16 protein-coding genes are annotated in these 14,761 nt (G+C 56.7%); 10 read left to right on the forward strand and 6 right to left on the reverse strand.

The window, feature by feature from the left end; genetic code table 11:
* Positions 1 to 34: 34 nt before the first annotated feature.
* On the reverse strand, positions 35 to 1,216 hold the full coding sequence (locus ACR0D9_RS03870; protein WP_480537763.1) for a cytochrome P450: 1,182 nt from the start codon (positions 1,214 to 1,216) through the stop codon (positions 35 to 37).
* Here ACR0D9_RS03870 and ACR0D9_RS03875 point away from each other — a divergent pair.
* From ACR0D9_RS03875 to ACR0D9_RS03905, 7 genes are all read left to right on the forward strand, one after another.
* Positions 1,215 to 2,996 (forward strand): sensor histidine kinase, encoded by a 1,782-nt coding sequence (locus tag ACR0D9_RS03875; RefSeq protein WP_480537765.1) that lies wholly within the window; start codon positions 1,215 to 1,217, stop codon positions 2,994 to 2,996. The two genes, ACR0D9_RS03870 and ACR0D9_RS03875, sit on opposite strands and share 2 nt — an antisense overlap.
* On the forward strand, positions 2,993 to 4,222 hold the full coding sequence (locus tag ACR0D9_RS03880) for a sigma-54-dependent transcriptional regulator (RefSeq protein ID WP_480505351.1): 1,230 nt from the start codon (positions 2,993 to 2,995) through the stop codon (positions 4,220 to 4,222). Before ACR0D9_RS03875 ends, ACR0D9_RS03880 begins: the two co-directional genes overlap by 4 nt.
* Positions 4,223 to 4,508: 286 nt before the next feature.
* Positions 4,509 to 5,510 carry a DctP family TRAP transporter solute-binding subunit gene (locus ACR0D9_RS03885; protein WP_209504066.1) on the forward strand — a complete coding sequence of 334 codons (1,002 nt, stop codon included), beginning with the start codon at positions 4,509 to 4,511 and terminating at the stop codon, positions 5,508 to 5,510.
* Between the two features lie 116 nt (positions 5,511 to 5,626).
* Positions 5,627 to 6,304 carry a TRAP transporter small permease gene (locus ACR0D9_RS03890; protein ID WP_209504065.1) on the forward strand — a complete coding sequence of 226 codons (678 nt, stop codon included), beginning with the start codon at positions 5,627 to 5,629 and terminating at the stop codon, positions 6,302 to 6,304.
* Complete coding sequence (locus tag ACR0D9_RS03895) at positions 6,304 to 7,680, forward strand: TRAP transporter large permease (RefSeq protein WP_480537768.1); 1,377 nt, start codon at positions 6,304 to 6,306, stop codon at positions 7,678 to 7,680. The genes ACR0D9_RS03890 and ACR0D9_RS03895 overlap by 1 nt, the downstream gene beginning before the upstream one ends.
* Before the next feature lie 153 nt (positions 7,681 to 7,833).
* A complete protein-coding gene (locus tag ACR0D9_RS03900) occupies positions 7,834 to 8,145 on the forward strand; it encodes a DMT family transporter (RefSeq protein ID WP_480481130.1) in 312 nt (103 codons plus the stop codon).
* Complete coding sequence (locus ACR0D9_RS03905; protein ID WP_267364504.1) at positions 8,142 to 8,657, forward strand: nucleoside deaminase; 516 nt, start codon at positions 8,142 to 8,144, stop codon at positions 8,655 to 8,657. Before ACR0D9_RS03900 ends, ACR0D9_RS03905 begins: the two co-directional genes overlap by 4 nt.
* A 9-nt stretch (positions 8,658 to 8,666) precedes the next feature.
* Here the strand turns inward: ACR0D9_RS03905 and tpiA are convergent, their stop codons facing one another.
* Together tpiA and ACR0D9_RS03915 are read right to left on the reverse strand one after the other, a co-directional pair.
* Positions 8,667 to 9,416, reverse strand: coding sequence for a triose-phosphate isomerase (gene tpiA, locus ACR0D9_RS03910; protein WP_480537770.1), 750 nt, complete (start codon positions 9,414 to 9,416; stop codon positions 8,667 to 8,669).
* 149 nt (positions 9,417 to 9,565) lie between these two features.
* Positions 9,566 to 9,931 (reverse strand): HesB/IscA family protein, encoded by a 366-nt coding sequence (locus tag ACR0D9_RS03915; RefSeq protein WP_480485772.1) that lies wholly within the window; start codon positions 9,929 to 9,931, stop codon positions 9,566 to 9,568.
* 217 nt (positions 9,932 to 10,148) lie between these two features.
* Between ACR0D9_RS03915 and ACR0D9_RS03920 the strand changes: the two genes are divergently transcribed.
* Complete coding sequence (locus ACR0D9_RS03920) at positions 10,149 to 10,490, forward strand: hypothetical protein (protein WP_480537771.1); 342 nt, start codon at positions 10,149 to 10,151, stop codon at positions 10,488 to 10,490.
* A gap of 233 nt (positions 10,491 to 10,723) precedes the next feature.
* Here the strand turns inward: ACR0D9_RS03920 and ACR0D9_RS03925 are convergent, their stop codons facing one another.
* The 3 genes from ACR0D9_RS03925 to ACR0D9_RS03935 all read right to left on the reverse strand — a co-directional run bounded on the left by ACR0D9_RS03925 (position 10,724) and on the right by ACR0D9_RS03935 (position 12,349).
* The gene (locus ACR0D9_RS03925; protein WP_209504059.1) at positions 10,724 to 11,086 is read right to left on the reverse strand and encodes an SUF system Fe-S cluster assembly protein; all 363 of its coding nucleotides are present in this window, start codon (positions 11,084 to 11,086) and stop codon (positions 10,724 to 10,726) included.
* A 94-nt stretch (positions 11,087 to 11,180) separates the two neighbouring features.
* Entirely contained in the window at positions 11,181 to 11,459 is a 279-nt protein-coding gene (locus ACR0D9_RS03930) for an NfeD family protein (protein ID WP_267364499.1), read from the reverse strand.
* Positions 11,459 to 12,349, reverse strand: coding sequence for an SPFH domain-containing protein (locus tag ACR0D9_RS03935; protein ID WP_480472533.1), 891 nt, complete (start codon positions 12,347 to 12,349; stop codon positions 11,459 to 11,461). The genes ACR0D9_RS03930 and ACR0D9_RS03935 overlap by 1 nt, the downstream gene beginning before the upstream one ends.
* Before the next feature lie 175 nt (positions 12,350 to 12,524).
* On the opposite strand from ACR0D9_RS03935, the gene ACR0D9_RS03940 reads away from it, so the two are divergent.
* Both ACR0D9_RS03940 and tgt read left to right on the forward strand, forming a co-directional pair.
* Positions 12,525 to 13,436, forward strand: a complete 912-nt coding sequence (locus ACR0D9_RS03940; RefSeq protein WP_480537774.1) for a nucleoside hydrolase — start codon at positions 12,525 to 12,527, stop codon at positions 13,434 to 13,436.
* Positions 13,437 to 13,499: 63 nt separating this feature from the next.
* Positions 13,500 to 14,630: a tRNA guanosine(34) transglycosylase Tgt gene (gene tgt, locus ACR0D9_RS03945; RefSeq protein ID WP_480537776.1), complete on the forward strand. Its 1,131-nt coding sequence runs from the start codon at positions 13,500 to 13,502 to the stop codon at positions 14,628 to 14,630.
* The last annotated feature ends 131 nt before the right edge of the window (positions 14,631 to 14,761 follow it).

Genomic DNA, 14,761 nt, shown 5'->3' on the forward strand with positions numbered 1-14,761 from the left:
TGCCAGCGCCGGATCGAGCGGCGCCTTATACAGGTCAGACCTGAACCATTAACCGTTCCAGACCATGGAAGTGATAGCTGTCTGAATAGGTTGGCGTTACGGCGAGCCGCAGGTTCGGGCAGCTGTTGAACAGAATGGGCAGAGCTATGCGCATTTCCAACCTTGCCAAAGGTGCGCCGACGCAAAAATGGATGCCTCCACCAAAACTTGTGTTGACCTCAATCGCGCGACTCGGAACAAACCTGTCGGGTTCATCCCAGACGGCAGGGTCGCGGTTTGCAGCGCCAAGCAAAAGTGCGACCTGATCACCGCGCCTGAACGAATGACCAAACATATCAACGTCTTCATACGCATACCGTGTGAACATGTGTAGGGGCGGGTCATAGCGCAGGATTTCTTCAATCGTTGCGTCGATCTGGTCGGGTGCCAGAACGTCGGGGCTGGTATGTGTTTGCAACAGGGTTTTCACACCGTTCGCAAGCGAATGCACCGTTGCTTCGTGACCTGCATTCAACAGCAAGATGCATGTTGCGACCAGTTCGTCGATGGACAGCTTTTCGCCTTCCTCCTCGGCGCTGATAAGCCGGGTGATCAAATCGTCACGCGGATCGTTGCGTCGCTGGTTAATGTATCCCAACAGGAAATCCGTGAACTCCTGAGACGACTTGGCGGCCTTATCCTCGGTCGCCTGTGTCCGGTTGGCCTGATACATCGCGACCATGTCATGCGACCACTGCAACAGGTTGGGCGCCATGTCTTCGGGAACGCCCAACAGTCGGCAGATGGTTACCACCGGGACCTGAGTGCAATAAGCACTCAGCAGATCGAAAGGTGTATTCGGAAACGCCTCGACAAGACTGTGGCATAGCGATTCAATGGAAGGCTGCAATGCAGAAATTTCCCGCGACGTGAAAGCGCGCATAACAAGCGCCCTCAGGCGGGTATGTCGCGGGGGTTCAGCTTCAAGCAGCGAATGGGCTTCGATAGCCAGCCAGGGGGCCAAATGGGCAGGGCCCTGTGTCGCGCATTCAGGCGGAACTTCCCGCCCAAACCGGCGGTCGCGAAGAAGTGCCCGCACGGCACGGCGGGACACCGCAGCAACCATGTCGTAGTCGCGCCAATAGAACAGATCACCAGCAGTGCGGGCCTGATCATAGAAAGGGTAGGGGTTCTGAACGAAACCCGGGTCTGTCGGGGATTGCGAGAATGACTTCATGCGACGCACACTTGCCACGAGCCGCGTTGAATGCAAGACCCTGTCTATGCAGAGAGTTTGGATCATTGTCGGTTTTTTGTCCGCTGTCGGGCTGCTGTCAGGTTTTGTTTGGTCTTATGGCTATCGTCAGGCGCTGTCTCAGCTAAGTGACAAGGCCGAAGCAGACCTTGAACTGGCGGCGGATCGGCTCAGCACCCAGATGCAGGTCTACCAGGAACTGGCGGTTCTGATGGCGACACATCCCGCCTTGCACGCGTTGGATACACCGACACAAATACATGACGCGCAAGCGATGTTGCTGGACGTTGCCGACAAGACAGCGGCCGTCAACATGATGTACTTGGATCGCAGCGGTCGGGTTATGGTCGCCGCACAGCCAGTGGCACAGCGAGACATGTCCGCACATCCAGCGTTCAGGCGCGCCATGCAGGGTGCGGTGGGCACCGCGCATGAAGTGGTTCCAGACAGTGGCGACCGGATATATTCCTATGCCGCTCCGACTTTTGCCGCCTCCGGGCAAGTCGAAGGTGCAGTGATGGTGGTTGCCGATGTCCAGGACATTGAACAAACTTGGCGGGGCAGTACCGAAGCCGTTTTCTTTGTTGATTCTGACGGTGTCGTCTTCATCTCGAATCGGTCGGACTTGCTGTTCTGGAGCCGCGAGGTTGGCCAGTCCGGGCTGACACCGCCAGAGGGTGCGTCGGTGGATTTTGCCGCGACGCGGGTCGGCCAGCATGAGTTGTGGCGGCTGAGTTGGGGGCGGTATTTGCCACGCGATGCGTTGCACCTAACGCTTGAGTTGCCTGTGATCGATATGACCGCCGAGGTTTTGGTGGACGTGGCCCCGGCCCGGCGACTTGCCGGGTTGCAGGCGGCGGCGGTCGCCGCGATCTGTCTGGCGTTTGGTGCGATGCTGTATCTTGCGATGGAACGGCGACGGACGCTGGCGAATGCCAACACGGTTCTGGAAAGCCGGGTGGCGCAGCGTACCCGTGCTTTGACCCAAGCAAACACCGCATTGCGCCGCGAAGTTGCAGAACGTCAGGAGGCCGAAGCAGCACTGAAAAAAGCGCAGGCAGAGCTGGTGCAGGCAGGTAAGCTCAGCGCGTTGGGGCAGATGTCGGCGGGGATCAGCCACGAACTCAACCAACCGTTGATGGCGATCCAGCAATTCGCCGACAATGGTACGGCCTTTCTTGAACGCGGCAAAGGTGACAGGGCCAGTGAAAACCTTGGGCGTATTTCGGAAATGGCCGCCCGCATGGCCCGGATCATCAAGAACCTGCGCGCGTTCGCTCGCAATGAAAGCGAACCGATGGGTCGGGTCGATCTGGTGCAGGTTCTGAAAACTGCCGTCGAATTGACCGAAACCCGTTTGCGTGACGATGATGTGACGCTGGAATGGGAACCGGGACAGGCTGCGGTTTATGTTTGGGGGGGGGAAGTCCGCTTGGTGCAGGTCTTTGTTAATCTGATCAATAACGCGGCGGATGCGATGCTGGGGAGACCCAAGCGGTACATTTCGATTGTGATGCACGAAGAAGACCGGTTGCGCGTTTCTGTGCAGGATACCGGACCGGGGATCGAAGACCCCGACCGGGTGTTCGAGCCGTTTTATTCGACCAAAAGCGTAGGATCCTCTGAAGGTCTGGGGCTTGGTCTTTCAATATCATATGGTCTTGTTCAAAGCTTTGGGGGTGAAATCCGTGGAGCAAACACGGCTGATGGCGCAGTGTTTACTGTCGAGTTGGAGCCCTATGGAAAAGAAGAGGCAGCATGATGCGCAGGGTTCTCTTGGTCGATGATGACGCGGCTGTTCGCGAGGCATTGGCGCAAACCATTGAACTGGCGGATTACGCACCGACAACAGCCGGTTCTTTTGTGGCGGCCAAGGATCATATTCGGCGGGATTTCCCCGGTGTGATTATTTCGGACATTCGAATGCCCGGGCGGGATGGCTTCCACTTGTTGGCGTATGCTCGGGACATCGACCCCGAGCTTCCGGTGATCCTTTTGACCGGAGAAGGTGATATCCCAATGGCCGTAGAAGCCATGGGAAAAGGAGCGTTCGATTTTCTCGAAAAACCCTGCGCTGCGTCTGACCTGATGGATGTTCTTGAACGCGCATTCGCAGCCCGCACCCAAGTGTTGGAACAGCGCGCCCTGAAATCCGAACTTGAAAGGGGGGACCCGGCCGCACGTTTGCTGTTTGGCCTGTCTCCGCAAGCTGAGGCGCTGCGGGATCGCGTGCGGACCGTCGCACCGACAGGGGCCGAAGTTCTTGTTACCGGCCCGCCGGGCAGCGGCATATCCAAAGTAGCCGAAGTGGTCCACCTGATGTCGCCCGCTGGTCAGGGGCCTTTTGTCAAACGTCCGGCTTCAAGTCTAAGCCCCGATGACCTTGCCCAAAGCTGTGGCGATGCCGTGGGTGGTTCCCTGTTTCTGGACGAAGTGTCCGCCATGCCCCAAGCCACGCAGTTTGCGGCGTTGGAGATCATCGAGCGCGGTCCGGGGGGGCGTATTATTGCAGGAACAACCGCCGACCTATCCGCGTTAAGTTCGGAAGGGCGGTTCAACGCTGATCTGTTTTATCGTTTGGATGTGATGCGGGTGCGTGTTCCTTCATTGGCGGAACGCCCCGACGACATTCCGGTGATTTTTCGCCACTATGTGGCGCAAGCGGCCGAACAGGCTGGCATCGCAATTCCCGAGATTTCGTCCGAACATCTGGCGGCCTTGATGGCCAGCGACTGGCCGGGCAACGCCCGTTCGCTGATGTCAGCAGCAATGCGGTTTGTTCTTGGAATGCCCGAGGAGGTTACGCAGGCTACGGATCTGGGGTTGAGCGAACAGATGGCGCGGGTTGAACGATCTTTGTTGATTGCAGCTTTGGGCCGCCACAATGGAAAAGCGTCAGATGCGGCCAAGGCGCTGAAGCTGCCGCGTAAGACCTTTTACGACAAGCTGGCGCGCTACCAGATTCGTCCCGAGGATTACCGCAGATAAGCAGGAACCGGATTGGCGCATCTGATTCGAAGAAGTGATTCGGAAATTGTGCGGAAATCCGCACAAGCCGCTCTGAGGATGTGCGAGTTTTCGCACGGCTCGGACCTGTGAAGCGCAGAACCTGAACCAGCAACGACGTAACACTTTGGTATTAAACAGGTAATCAGACACGTTCCGCAATCGCAGTCAAAAGTTGTGTGCTTTACCCTGAGTCGCTTCACTGCACGCCATACGGCGCTTACCCGGCGTCGACTGCAAGTTTCAAGGAACTCTGGGAGGATATCAGATGAAGCTTCTGACAACGGCAGCAACTGCGCTTGCTCTGACAGTAACCGCAACGGCTGGTATGGCTGCATGCGACGAAGGTGAAATCGTCGTCAAGTTCGCGCATGTGACGAACACCGACAAACACCCCAAAGGTATCGCGGCATCGCTGCTGGAGCAGCGGGTCAACGACGAAATGAACGGCACGATGTGTGTCGAGGTCTATCCGAACTCGACGCTCTACAACGATGACAAAGTTCTCGAAGCGATGTTGCAGGGTGACGTGCAACTGGCCGCGCCCTCGCTGTCGAAGTTCGAGAAGTTCACCAAACAGTTCCGCCTGTTTGACCTGCCGTTCATGTTCAAGAATGTCGACGCTGTAGACGCGTTCCAGGCCTCGGCCGAGGGGCAGGCGATGAAAGACAGCATGCAGCGTCGTGGCCTGCAAGGTCTGGCGTTCTGGCACAATGGCATGAAGCAGATGTCGGCCAACAAGGCTTTGGTTGATCCGTCGGATGCAAACGGTCTGAAGTTCCGCGTGCAGTCGTCAGATGTGCTGGTGGCACAGATGGAAGCCATCGGTGGTAGCCCGCAGAAAATGGCGTTCTCGGAAGTGTATGGCGCGCTGCAACAGGGCGTTGTGGACGGGCAGGAGAACACCTGGTCGAACATCTACGGCAAGAAGTTCTTTGAGGTGCAGGACGGTATCACCGAAACCAACCACGGCATCATCGACTATCTGGTCGTGACATCGGTGGATTGGCTGGACAGTCTTGATCCGGCGGTGCGGGATCAGTTCCTGACTATTCTGGCCGAAGTTACCGAGACCCGGAACAAAGAAGCCTTTGCTGTGAACGAAGCGGCCAAAGCGTCGATCATCGATGCAGGCGGCGTCATCCGTGAACTGACCCCTGAACAGCGTCAGGCCTGGGTCGACGCAATGAAACCGGTTTGGGACAAATTCGCCGGTGACGTGGGTCAGGACAAGATCGACGCGGCACAGGCCATCAACGCCGGGTTCTGATCCGGTCAAAGACCGCGCGTCCGGGGACTGGGGAGTATTCGACGCGCAGGCCGGGCGGGCTGAAATGGCCCGCCCCATTCTCAACTCTCTCTTCAATAAAATGCGGGGACTGAAAGATGTCTGGTGCGAACTCCGGCCAGGGCGGGCTGATCGACCATATCGAAGAAACCCTGATCGCGTTGCTTTTGGGCCTTATGACGGTCGTTACATTTGCCAACGTGATCGCGCGGTTTGTTTTTAATTCCAATATCCTATGGGCACTTGAGTTGACAGTGTTCACGTTTGGCTGGCTGGTGCTGCTGGGCGCGTCTTACGCAGTCAAGAAACATGCTCATCTGGGCGTGGATGCAATCCTGAACATGCTGGCGCCAGCACCGAGGCGCCTAATGGCGTTGGTCTCGGTTGGATGCTGTCTGGTGTTTTCTCTGCTGATGCTCAAAGGGGCATATGATTATTGGGCCGTCTTTGCAGATCTGCCGCCAACATCGGGCCGCTGGTTCCCTACCGGGTTTGATTTCGGCGCACGCAGCCAGAGTTTCTACGAGGTAGACGACATCCCCATGGTCGCTCCGCTGCGCTTTCTGGAAGACCTGATCAACTATGGCGAGGGGTATGAAAAACTGCCCAAGGTCGTACCTTATCTGGTTCTGCCGGTGTCCATGCTGCTGCTGGTGATCCGGTTTACGCAGGTCGCCGTTCAAATTTGGCGTGGTGAGACCGATCGCCTTGTCGCCAGCCACGAAGTCGAGGACGAGATTGAAGAAGTCCGCGCACAACAAGGGGTGCATGACTGATGGACGTTATCCTTCTTTTCTCGATGGTCATCGGCCTGCTGCTGATCGGGGTTCCGATTGCGGTTGCACTTGGCCTCAGCTCGACCCTGTTCCTGCTGATCTATTCCGACAGTTCGCTGGCTTCAGTTGCAGGCACGCTGTTTGAGGCGTTCGAGGGGCATTTCACCCTGTTGGCGATCCCGTTCTTCATTCTGGCCTCGTCCTTTATGACGACAGGTGGTGTAGCGCGTCGGATCATCCGTTTCTCGATTGCTTGCGTGGGGCATCTGCCCGGCGGTCTGGCGATTGCGGGCGTGTTTGCCTGTATGCTGTTTGCCGCGCTGTCAGGATCGTCCCCGGCCACGGTTGTGGCGATCGGGTCGATTGTCATCGCAGGTATGCGCCAGGTTGGGTATTCCAAAGAGTTTGCCGCTGGTGTGATCTGTAACGCGGGTACGCTGGGCATCCTGATCCCTCCGTCCATCGTGATGGTTGTGTATGCTGCCGCCGTCGAAGTTTCAGTTGGGCGCATGTTTCTGGCTGGCGTTATTCCCGGTCTGATGGCTGGCTTCATGCTGATGGTCACCATCTATGTCATAGCAAAGGTCAAGAACCTGCCCAAGGGTGAATGGAAGGGGTGGGGTGAGGTCTTTACCTCGGCCCGCGAGGCCGGTTGGGGCCTGTTCCTGATCGTTATCATTCTGGGTGGCATTTATGGGGGTATCTTTACCCCGACCGAGGCTGCCGCGGTTGCTGCCGTCTATGCCTTTTTCATCGCCAGTTTCGTCTACAAGGACATGGGTCCGCTGAGTACGGAAGGGGACGCACAGAACCTGCCGCTGCTGAAAAAGCCTTACGCGTTGGTCGCGGCGTTCTTTCACCCGGATACCAAGCATACACTGTTCGAGGCGGGCAAGCTGACGGTGACGTTGTTGTTCGTGATCGCCAACGCGCTGATCCTTAAGCATGTTCTGACGGACGAACAGGTGCCGCAGCATATCGCCGAGGCGATGCTGACCGCAGGGCTAGGGCCGGTGGCGTTCCTGATCGTTGTGAACGTGATCCTTCTGATCGGTGGACAGTTTATGGAGCCGTCGGGCCTGTTGGTGATCGTCGCACCGCTGGTGTTCCCGATTGCCATCGAGCTGGGCATCGATCCGATCCATCTGGGCATCATTATGGTGGTGAACATGGAAATCGGAATGATCACGCCTCCGGTTGGTCTAAACCTGTTCGTAACCTCGGGCGTTGCAGGTATGCCGATGATGAGCGTTGTTAGGGCAGCGCTGCCGTTCCTCGCTGTTCTCTTCGTCTTCCTGATTATGGTGACGTATATTCCGTGGATCTCGACATTCCTGCCCAACACCTTCATGGGCCCGGAAATCATAACCAATTAGGTGGTTTGACGATGCACGTAGCCGGGCGGTTTCGACTGCCCGGCTTTTTCGTATCTTGAACCCCGGCATCAAGTGCTTAACTAGGGTTCAGAGGACGACCTCCCCATAATGGGACATCTTTCGGGACGACCCGAACGAATACGAGGTTGTCATATGCCCTGGATCTTTCTTCTTTTTGCTGGCCTGTTGGAAATCGTCTGGGCTGTAGCGATGAAGCAATCGGCTGGTTTCACCCGATTGTGGCCTACGGCCTTGATGGCTCTTTCGATGATCGGCTCTTTCGGCCTGTTGGCGCTGGCGATGCGCGACCTGCCATTAGGCACGGCTTACACCATCTGGACGGGTATTGGGGCAGTGGGGGCGTTCTGTGTCGGTATCCTGTTTCTGGGCGAAGCCCTAAGCCCTGCGCGGATTCTCGCGGCCCTTCTGATCGTGTCGGGTCTTATCCTGATGAAGCTGGCATGAGCCCTTTATTGACCAAGCTATTGCGCTTGGGCAGGGTTCAGGAAACACGGGAAATGGAGACCGGAATGCTGACCGAGACCGACAAGCGCCTGCTGCGCGTTGCTTATGACGAGGCCAAAGCCGGGTTTGACGAAGGTGGATGCCCGATCGGGTCAGTTCTGGCGCGGGGTGGCGATATTGTTTCACAAGGGCGTAATCAACGTGTGCAGGGCGGGGATCCGATCGCACATGGCGAAATGGATGCCTTGCGCAAAGCGGGACGTCAGAAAACCTATCGGGATACGGTTCTTTACACGTCGTTGTCACCTTGCATGATGTGCTCGGGCACTATCGTTCAGTTTGGTATCCCGCGTGTGGTGATCGGCGATACCCAGAACTTTGGTGGCAACGAAGACTTCCTGCGCGAACGCGGTGTCGAGGTGGTGATAGCCAACGATCCTGACTGCATCGCACTGATGCAGCGGTTCATCGAAGAAAAGCCAGAGCTTTGGGCCGAAGATATTGCCGAGTAAAGGCGAATCCTAGACGCTCTCCAGCGCCTGAATAATGCCCGTGAAATCCCCGGCCTTCAGGCTGGCGCCACCCACAAGCGCACCATCGACATTTGAAACCGCAAAGATCTCCGCCGCGTTGGAGGGTTTGACCGACCCACCATACAGAAGACGGACAGAGCGGCCCACACCTTCGCCAAAGCGGCGCTCTAGCCGGGCGCGGATGAAGTCGTGAACTTCCCCAATCTCATCAAGCGTCGGAACCTTGCCGGTGCCGATGGCCCAGATCGGCTCATAAGCAATGATCAGGTTCTCGCCGGTTGCCTGATCCGGGATCGACCCCGACATCTGACCGCCGATTATGTCGAGCGTGTTGGCCGCCTCGCGTTGTTCCAGACTTTCGCCTACGCAAATGATCGCTTTTAACCCCGCGTCCATCGCTGCACGGGCCTTGGCGCGTATATCCTCGTCATGCTCTTCATGGTCTACGCGACGTTCGGAATGACCCAGGATGACTGACGTCGCGCCCGCGTCCAGCAGCATCTCGGCGCTGATATCGCCTGTATGCGCGCCCGCGCTTGCCGCGTGACAATCCTGCCCGCCAACGGTAACCGCTGACCCGCGTACGGTGTCTGCGGCACGGCTGAGCAATGTTGCCGGAGGGCAGATGAGTATATCGACCGAAGCGTCTGGGTGAGACTTGCACAGTGCTTCAAGCTCGCTCAGCGCAGCACCGGTTCCGTTCATTTTCCAGTTTCCTGCCGCAAGCCTGCGCCGCATACCCGTATCTCCCTGATCATTCGATGATTTAGGATGCGGATATCATTGTCGACGCGATCTTACAATTCCACGGATCGGGTGGGTTCAAGCGCTATGATCGACAATACGGCGTTCGGTCGGGCCCGTGTCACGGGATTATCCGGCGCAAACTAGGATTGCTGCGTGATGCTTTCATCGAATTTGATGGATTCACCGCAACCGCAGGCGTCGACAACATTCGGATTCTTGAACTTGAAACCTGATTCCAGCAACGACACCTCGTAATCGATTTCAGTCCCGAACAGGAACATCTGCGCCATTGGCGCGATCATGACGCGTGCTCCATCCTGTTCGACAACTTCATCATGCGGATCAGCCTGATCGACATATTCCATGGTGTATTCCATGCCTGCACAGCCGCCTTTCTTGACGCCAATGCGCAAGCCAGCGTGGCCACCCGAGTTCATCAGGCGGGTGATTTGTTCTGCGGCTTTAGGTGTCATGGTCACAGCCTGTTTGCCGGGAATGCCGAACATGTAAGTCTCCGTTGTCGCGCGTTGCGTTTAATTTAGGGCTCAGGAGGTCAAGGCTCAAGACGGTGTGTTATAAAGAGTTTTATCCGGATGAAACAACCCGGCATTCAGAATGGGTTCGCTGAAGATATCCAACTGTGAGACCGTGGAACTGAATGGGTTCAAGTTGGTCAGCCGTTAATTCGGTTTGCTTTGATATACTATCGGAAAGGATATTATTGTGAATGATTTACAGGCGATTGTTAATTCGATCTTGATGCGCGCGGTGCTTACCATTGCAGTTCTTCTGTTTGTTCCGGATGATGCGGCGGCCACCAATGATGGAGAGAGGCATCCGGTAAACTGCGCGACCGCCGAGGGCGATTTGCGCGCCATCGCGGCCGAGAAAAAGCACGCGCAGGACCAACAGTTGGAAAGTGTTGCCGCCATTACTCCTGCCGGGGCACTTTTGGGGCTGGTCACAGGAACGGAACACAAACGGCTGCAAATGCTATCGGGGGACTACATCAATCAACTTGACGCCAGATCTGCGGAGATCAAAAAGACTTGCAATTTGAACTGATTACCCGACGTTTGGTGGTTTGGATAAGAAAAAGGACCGTTCTCGGGCAAGAACGGTCCGTGTTTCGGGGCCGGAACTCGGGGGGGGCGGTCAAATCATGTCTGGCCCGAGGCGCGACACTGATTGGTGCCGTCCGCAGGTCTTTTCCCGCATCATTGTGACAGGGACAGCACGAGCAGGTAACAAAAACGCCAATGTTTTGTGACAAATACCCGGGAAACTGTGGCAGGTGCCTACATAAATCCTAGTTCCAGACGCGCTTCGTCTGACATCATTTCCATACCCCAGGGCGGCTCCCAGGTCAGTTCCACGTCAACCTCTTTGACGCCTGCAACAGGCTCGATCGCTTCCATGATCCATCCGGGCATGTCGCCGGCAACAGGGCAACCGGGTGCTGTCAGTGTCATGATCACCTTCACGGCGTTGTCCGTGGAAATGTCGATCGTGTAGATCAGGCCGAGGTCATAGATGTTCACCGGGATTTCCGGATCGTAGACCGTGCGACACGCTTCGACCACGGGCTCGTACAGGGGGTGCTCAATGGTTGACGGCGCAATCAGCGGTGTGCCTTCAAACTGTTCGCTCGGATGAGTCATCTTTGCCTCGGGTCAGTTGCCTGAGCGATTATATAGGGAATAGGAGCAACAGGGTCCAGTAGGTCAGCGGCGCCGATTGGGGCGCCGCGGCAATTTAGTCGTTGATGTCGTGGTTGAAAGTTTTGACCTGACCGTTCGGCAACGCAAACAGTTTCCGCAAAACAAGCCATGCAATCAGTGACATCACTGCAAAGATCAGCGCCAATACATTCAAAGACAGAGCCATTCCGGGTACGGCAAGGATAAGCCCCGTGACTGCGGCTCCGATTGCAAAGCCCAGAAAGATGAAACCGGGCAGGAAAATCTCAAGGATACCCAGCGCCAATGCGGCGGCCAGCCAGATCCACCAGGTCAACCAGAAGGGGTCAGCCATCACTTTCCTCCTTTTAACATTTTGAACGCGTCACCAAAGGCTTCCAGTGCGTTGGCAGGCACAACAATGGTTTGCTTGCCAGTACCGTTTCCAAGCGCGTTCAGGGCTTCAACCTGTTTCAAGGCAACCTGATACTGAGCAGCTTCGATGCCGTTATCCTGAATGGCCTTGGCGACCACACCTGTGGCATAAGCTTCGGCTTCGGCCTGAATGCGCCGCGCCTTGGCGGTTTGTTCCGCCGCATAAAGCTCGGCGTCGGCATGCAGCTCGACTGCGCGCTTCTTGCCCTCGGCTTCTGTCACCTGTGCGCGGCGGGCTCGTTCGGCGTTCAGCTGTTGCAGCATGGCGTCACGGGTGGCCTGATCCAGATTTACGTCCAGAATCTCGGCGCGGGTGACTTCGATACCCCAGTCATCGACAGCTGTTTCAACGCTTTCCTGAATACGCGTGATCAGTTGGGACCGGTTCGACTGAACCTCATCCAGATCCATCTTACCAATCTCGGCGCGAACGATCCCGGCGACAGTGGTGGCAATCGCGCCATCTACGTCGCGAATTCGGTAGACCGTCTTTTCAGGTTCGAGAATACGGTAGAAGACCGATGTATCGATCTGCACCAGAACGTTGTCCTTGGTGATTGCGTCCTGCGTCGCGTTTGGCAGCTGGCGTTCCAGGATCGAGATCTTGTGACGCGCAATGTCCAGTAGCGGAACAATAAAGTTGATGCCGGGGCCAAGCACGGAATGCAGGCGCCCAAACCGTTCAACTACGTATTTTTCGGACTGAGGCACAATCTTGATGCCTTTGAAAATGATAACAATTACCAGCACCGCAGCCAGCAGGTAAATGATGTTTGACGAAAGCAATCCGATGATTTGGTCTTCGGTCATACTGTCCTCTTGTTTTTGTGTACTATAGTATACATGTGGCGATTGAGTCGCCCGATTTCAACTCTGGTATGAGTGGAAAGCAGCCCCATGCAAATGCTCCAATAGTAAAACGCTGTATCGAAAAATAGTGCTGTGACCGCTTTGCATCCCTAATTGTTTGCGGTATCGGGCTTGGATGAAACTGATAATCGATACAGATCCTGGCATCGATGATGCCATGGCAATCGCCTATGCCGCCGCAGCGCCCGAGATCGAGCTGATCGGCCTGACCACCGTGTTCGGAAACACGCATGTTCACCAATCCAGCCGCAATGCCCGGTTCCTGCTTGATAAGCTGGGTCTGGATCTGCCTGTCGCGGAAGGGGCTGCGGTTGCCTTGGGTGCCGATACGCATTCGCCCTCCGAACATGTGCATGGTCCCGAAGGATTCGGTGACCTGACTGAAATTCCCGAAATTGGAAGCAACCACGCCCTGCCGGCTGCTGAATTTCTGGTTGATATGGCGCGAACCCACAAGAAAGAGCTGGTGGTGTGCGCCGTGGGCCCCCTGACCAACATCGCCAACGCCATTCGTCTGGATCCGGAATTCGCCGACAATCTGGGGCGTTTGGTGATTATGGGCGGGGCGGTGTACTGCCCTGGTAATATTACAGTACATGCCGAGGCCAACATCTATCATGATGCGATTGCCGCTGAAGAGGTCTTTGCCACACCGCCGGAAACCGTACTGGTCGGCTTGGATGTCACGCTGAAAACGCTCTACGAGACTGCAGATTTCGAAAGCCTGGCAATGCGATCACCTGACATGGGGTCCTTTCTGCGAGATATCTCTCGCTTTTACCTGAAGTTCTACAAGGACGTCGGTGGTCTGGAGGGCTGCGGCCTGCACGATTCGACGGCTGTGATTGCTTGTTCTCATGGTGCTATGTTTGACATGGTCGAAACGGGTCTGCGGGTTGTCACCGAAGGCGACCAGAAGGGTGCGACGCGACCTGATCCGGAACGTCCCGCAGTTCGGGTCTGCCGCGACGTGGATGGGGCAGGGGTTGTTCAACTGTTTACAGACCGTGTTGCCTCGCTACCCTGACGGGTTGCAAAGACCGACCGGATCGGGCAAAGCCTGCCCGGTTCGGCGACCCGAGGCGATGACATGACCCAACAGTTTTCTTTTGATCTGAAAGCCACAGACGGCAAAGCCCGGACCGGTGTGATCAGCACACCACGCGGCGACGTGAGAACGCCTGCCTTTATGCCGGTTGGCACTGCGGCAACGGTCAAGGCGATGATGCCGGAAAGCGTTCGCGCGACGGGGGCAGACATCCTGCTGGGGAACACCTATCACCTGATGCTGCGTCCGACCGCTGAGCGTATTGATCGACTGGGTGGACTGCACAAATTCATGAACTGGGAACGGCCCATTCTGACAGATTCCGGCGGATTTCAGGTCATGTCGCTGGCCGGTTTGCGCAAGCTGACTGAAAAGGGCGTGACTTTCAAATCCCATATTGACGGGTCAAAGCACGAATTGACACCGGAACGGTCGATGAAGATCCAGCGCCTGTTGGGCTCGGACATTGTCATGTGTTTCGATGAATGCCCTGCGTTGCCAGCTGATCGTGATCGCATTGCCGAGTCGATGCGCCTGTCGATGCGTTGGGCCGAACGGTCGCGTGATGCGTTCGGCGATCGTCCGGGGCATGCGCTTTTTGGCATCATGCAAGGTGGGTTAGAAAAAGACCTGCGCGAAGAAAGCGCCGAGGCGCTGAAATCTATCGGTTTCGAGGGCTATGCAGTTGGTGGCCTAGCCGTCGGCGAAGGGCAGGAGGCCATGTTCTCTTGCCTCGATTTTGCCCCCGATTTCCTGCCATCGGACAAGCCGCGCTATCTGATGGGCGTCGGCAAGCCCGACGATATCGTCGGTGCCGTTGCCCGCGGGATCGACATGATGGACTGCGTGTTGCCCTCGCGGTCCGGGCGTACAGGGCAGGTTTTCACCCGCTACGGCGTGGTGAACATCAAAAATGCCCGTCACGCAGATGATCCGCGCCCGCTGGACGCGCAGTGCACTTGCCCGGCCTGTTCGAATTACTCTCGCGCTTATTTGCACCACGTGTTCCGCGCGAATGAGATGATCTCCGGCATGTTGCTGACATGGCATAACCTGCATTATTTTCAGGAGATCATGGCCGGCATGCGCGACGCGATTGCGGAGGGTGCGTTCGAAGCCTGGCAGGCCGATTTCCACGCGCAGCGCGCGCAGGGGGATATCGAACCGCTGTGAAATTTTGCCCCCTCCAAGGCGAAAACGGCCAGTTCTGCGCGGTCGGGCTGTTTTCCGGCGACTGATCGCGCAAGAGCGGGGTGTATTCTACTATTTTGGTGGATATGTTCCCGGCACGCCTTGCAGTCCGC

Source organism: Ruegeria sp. AK11 (assembly GCF_056541095.1).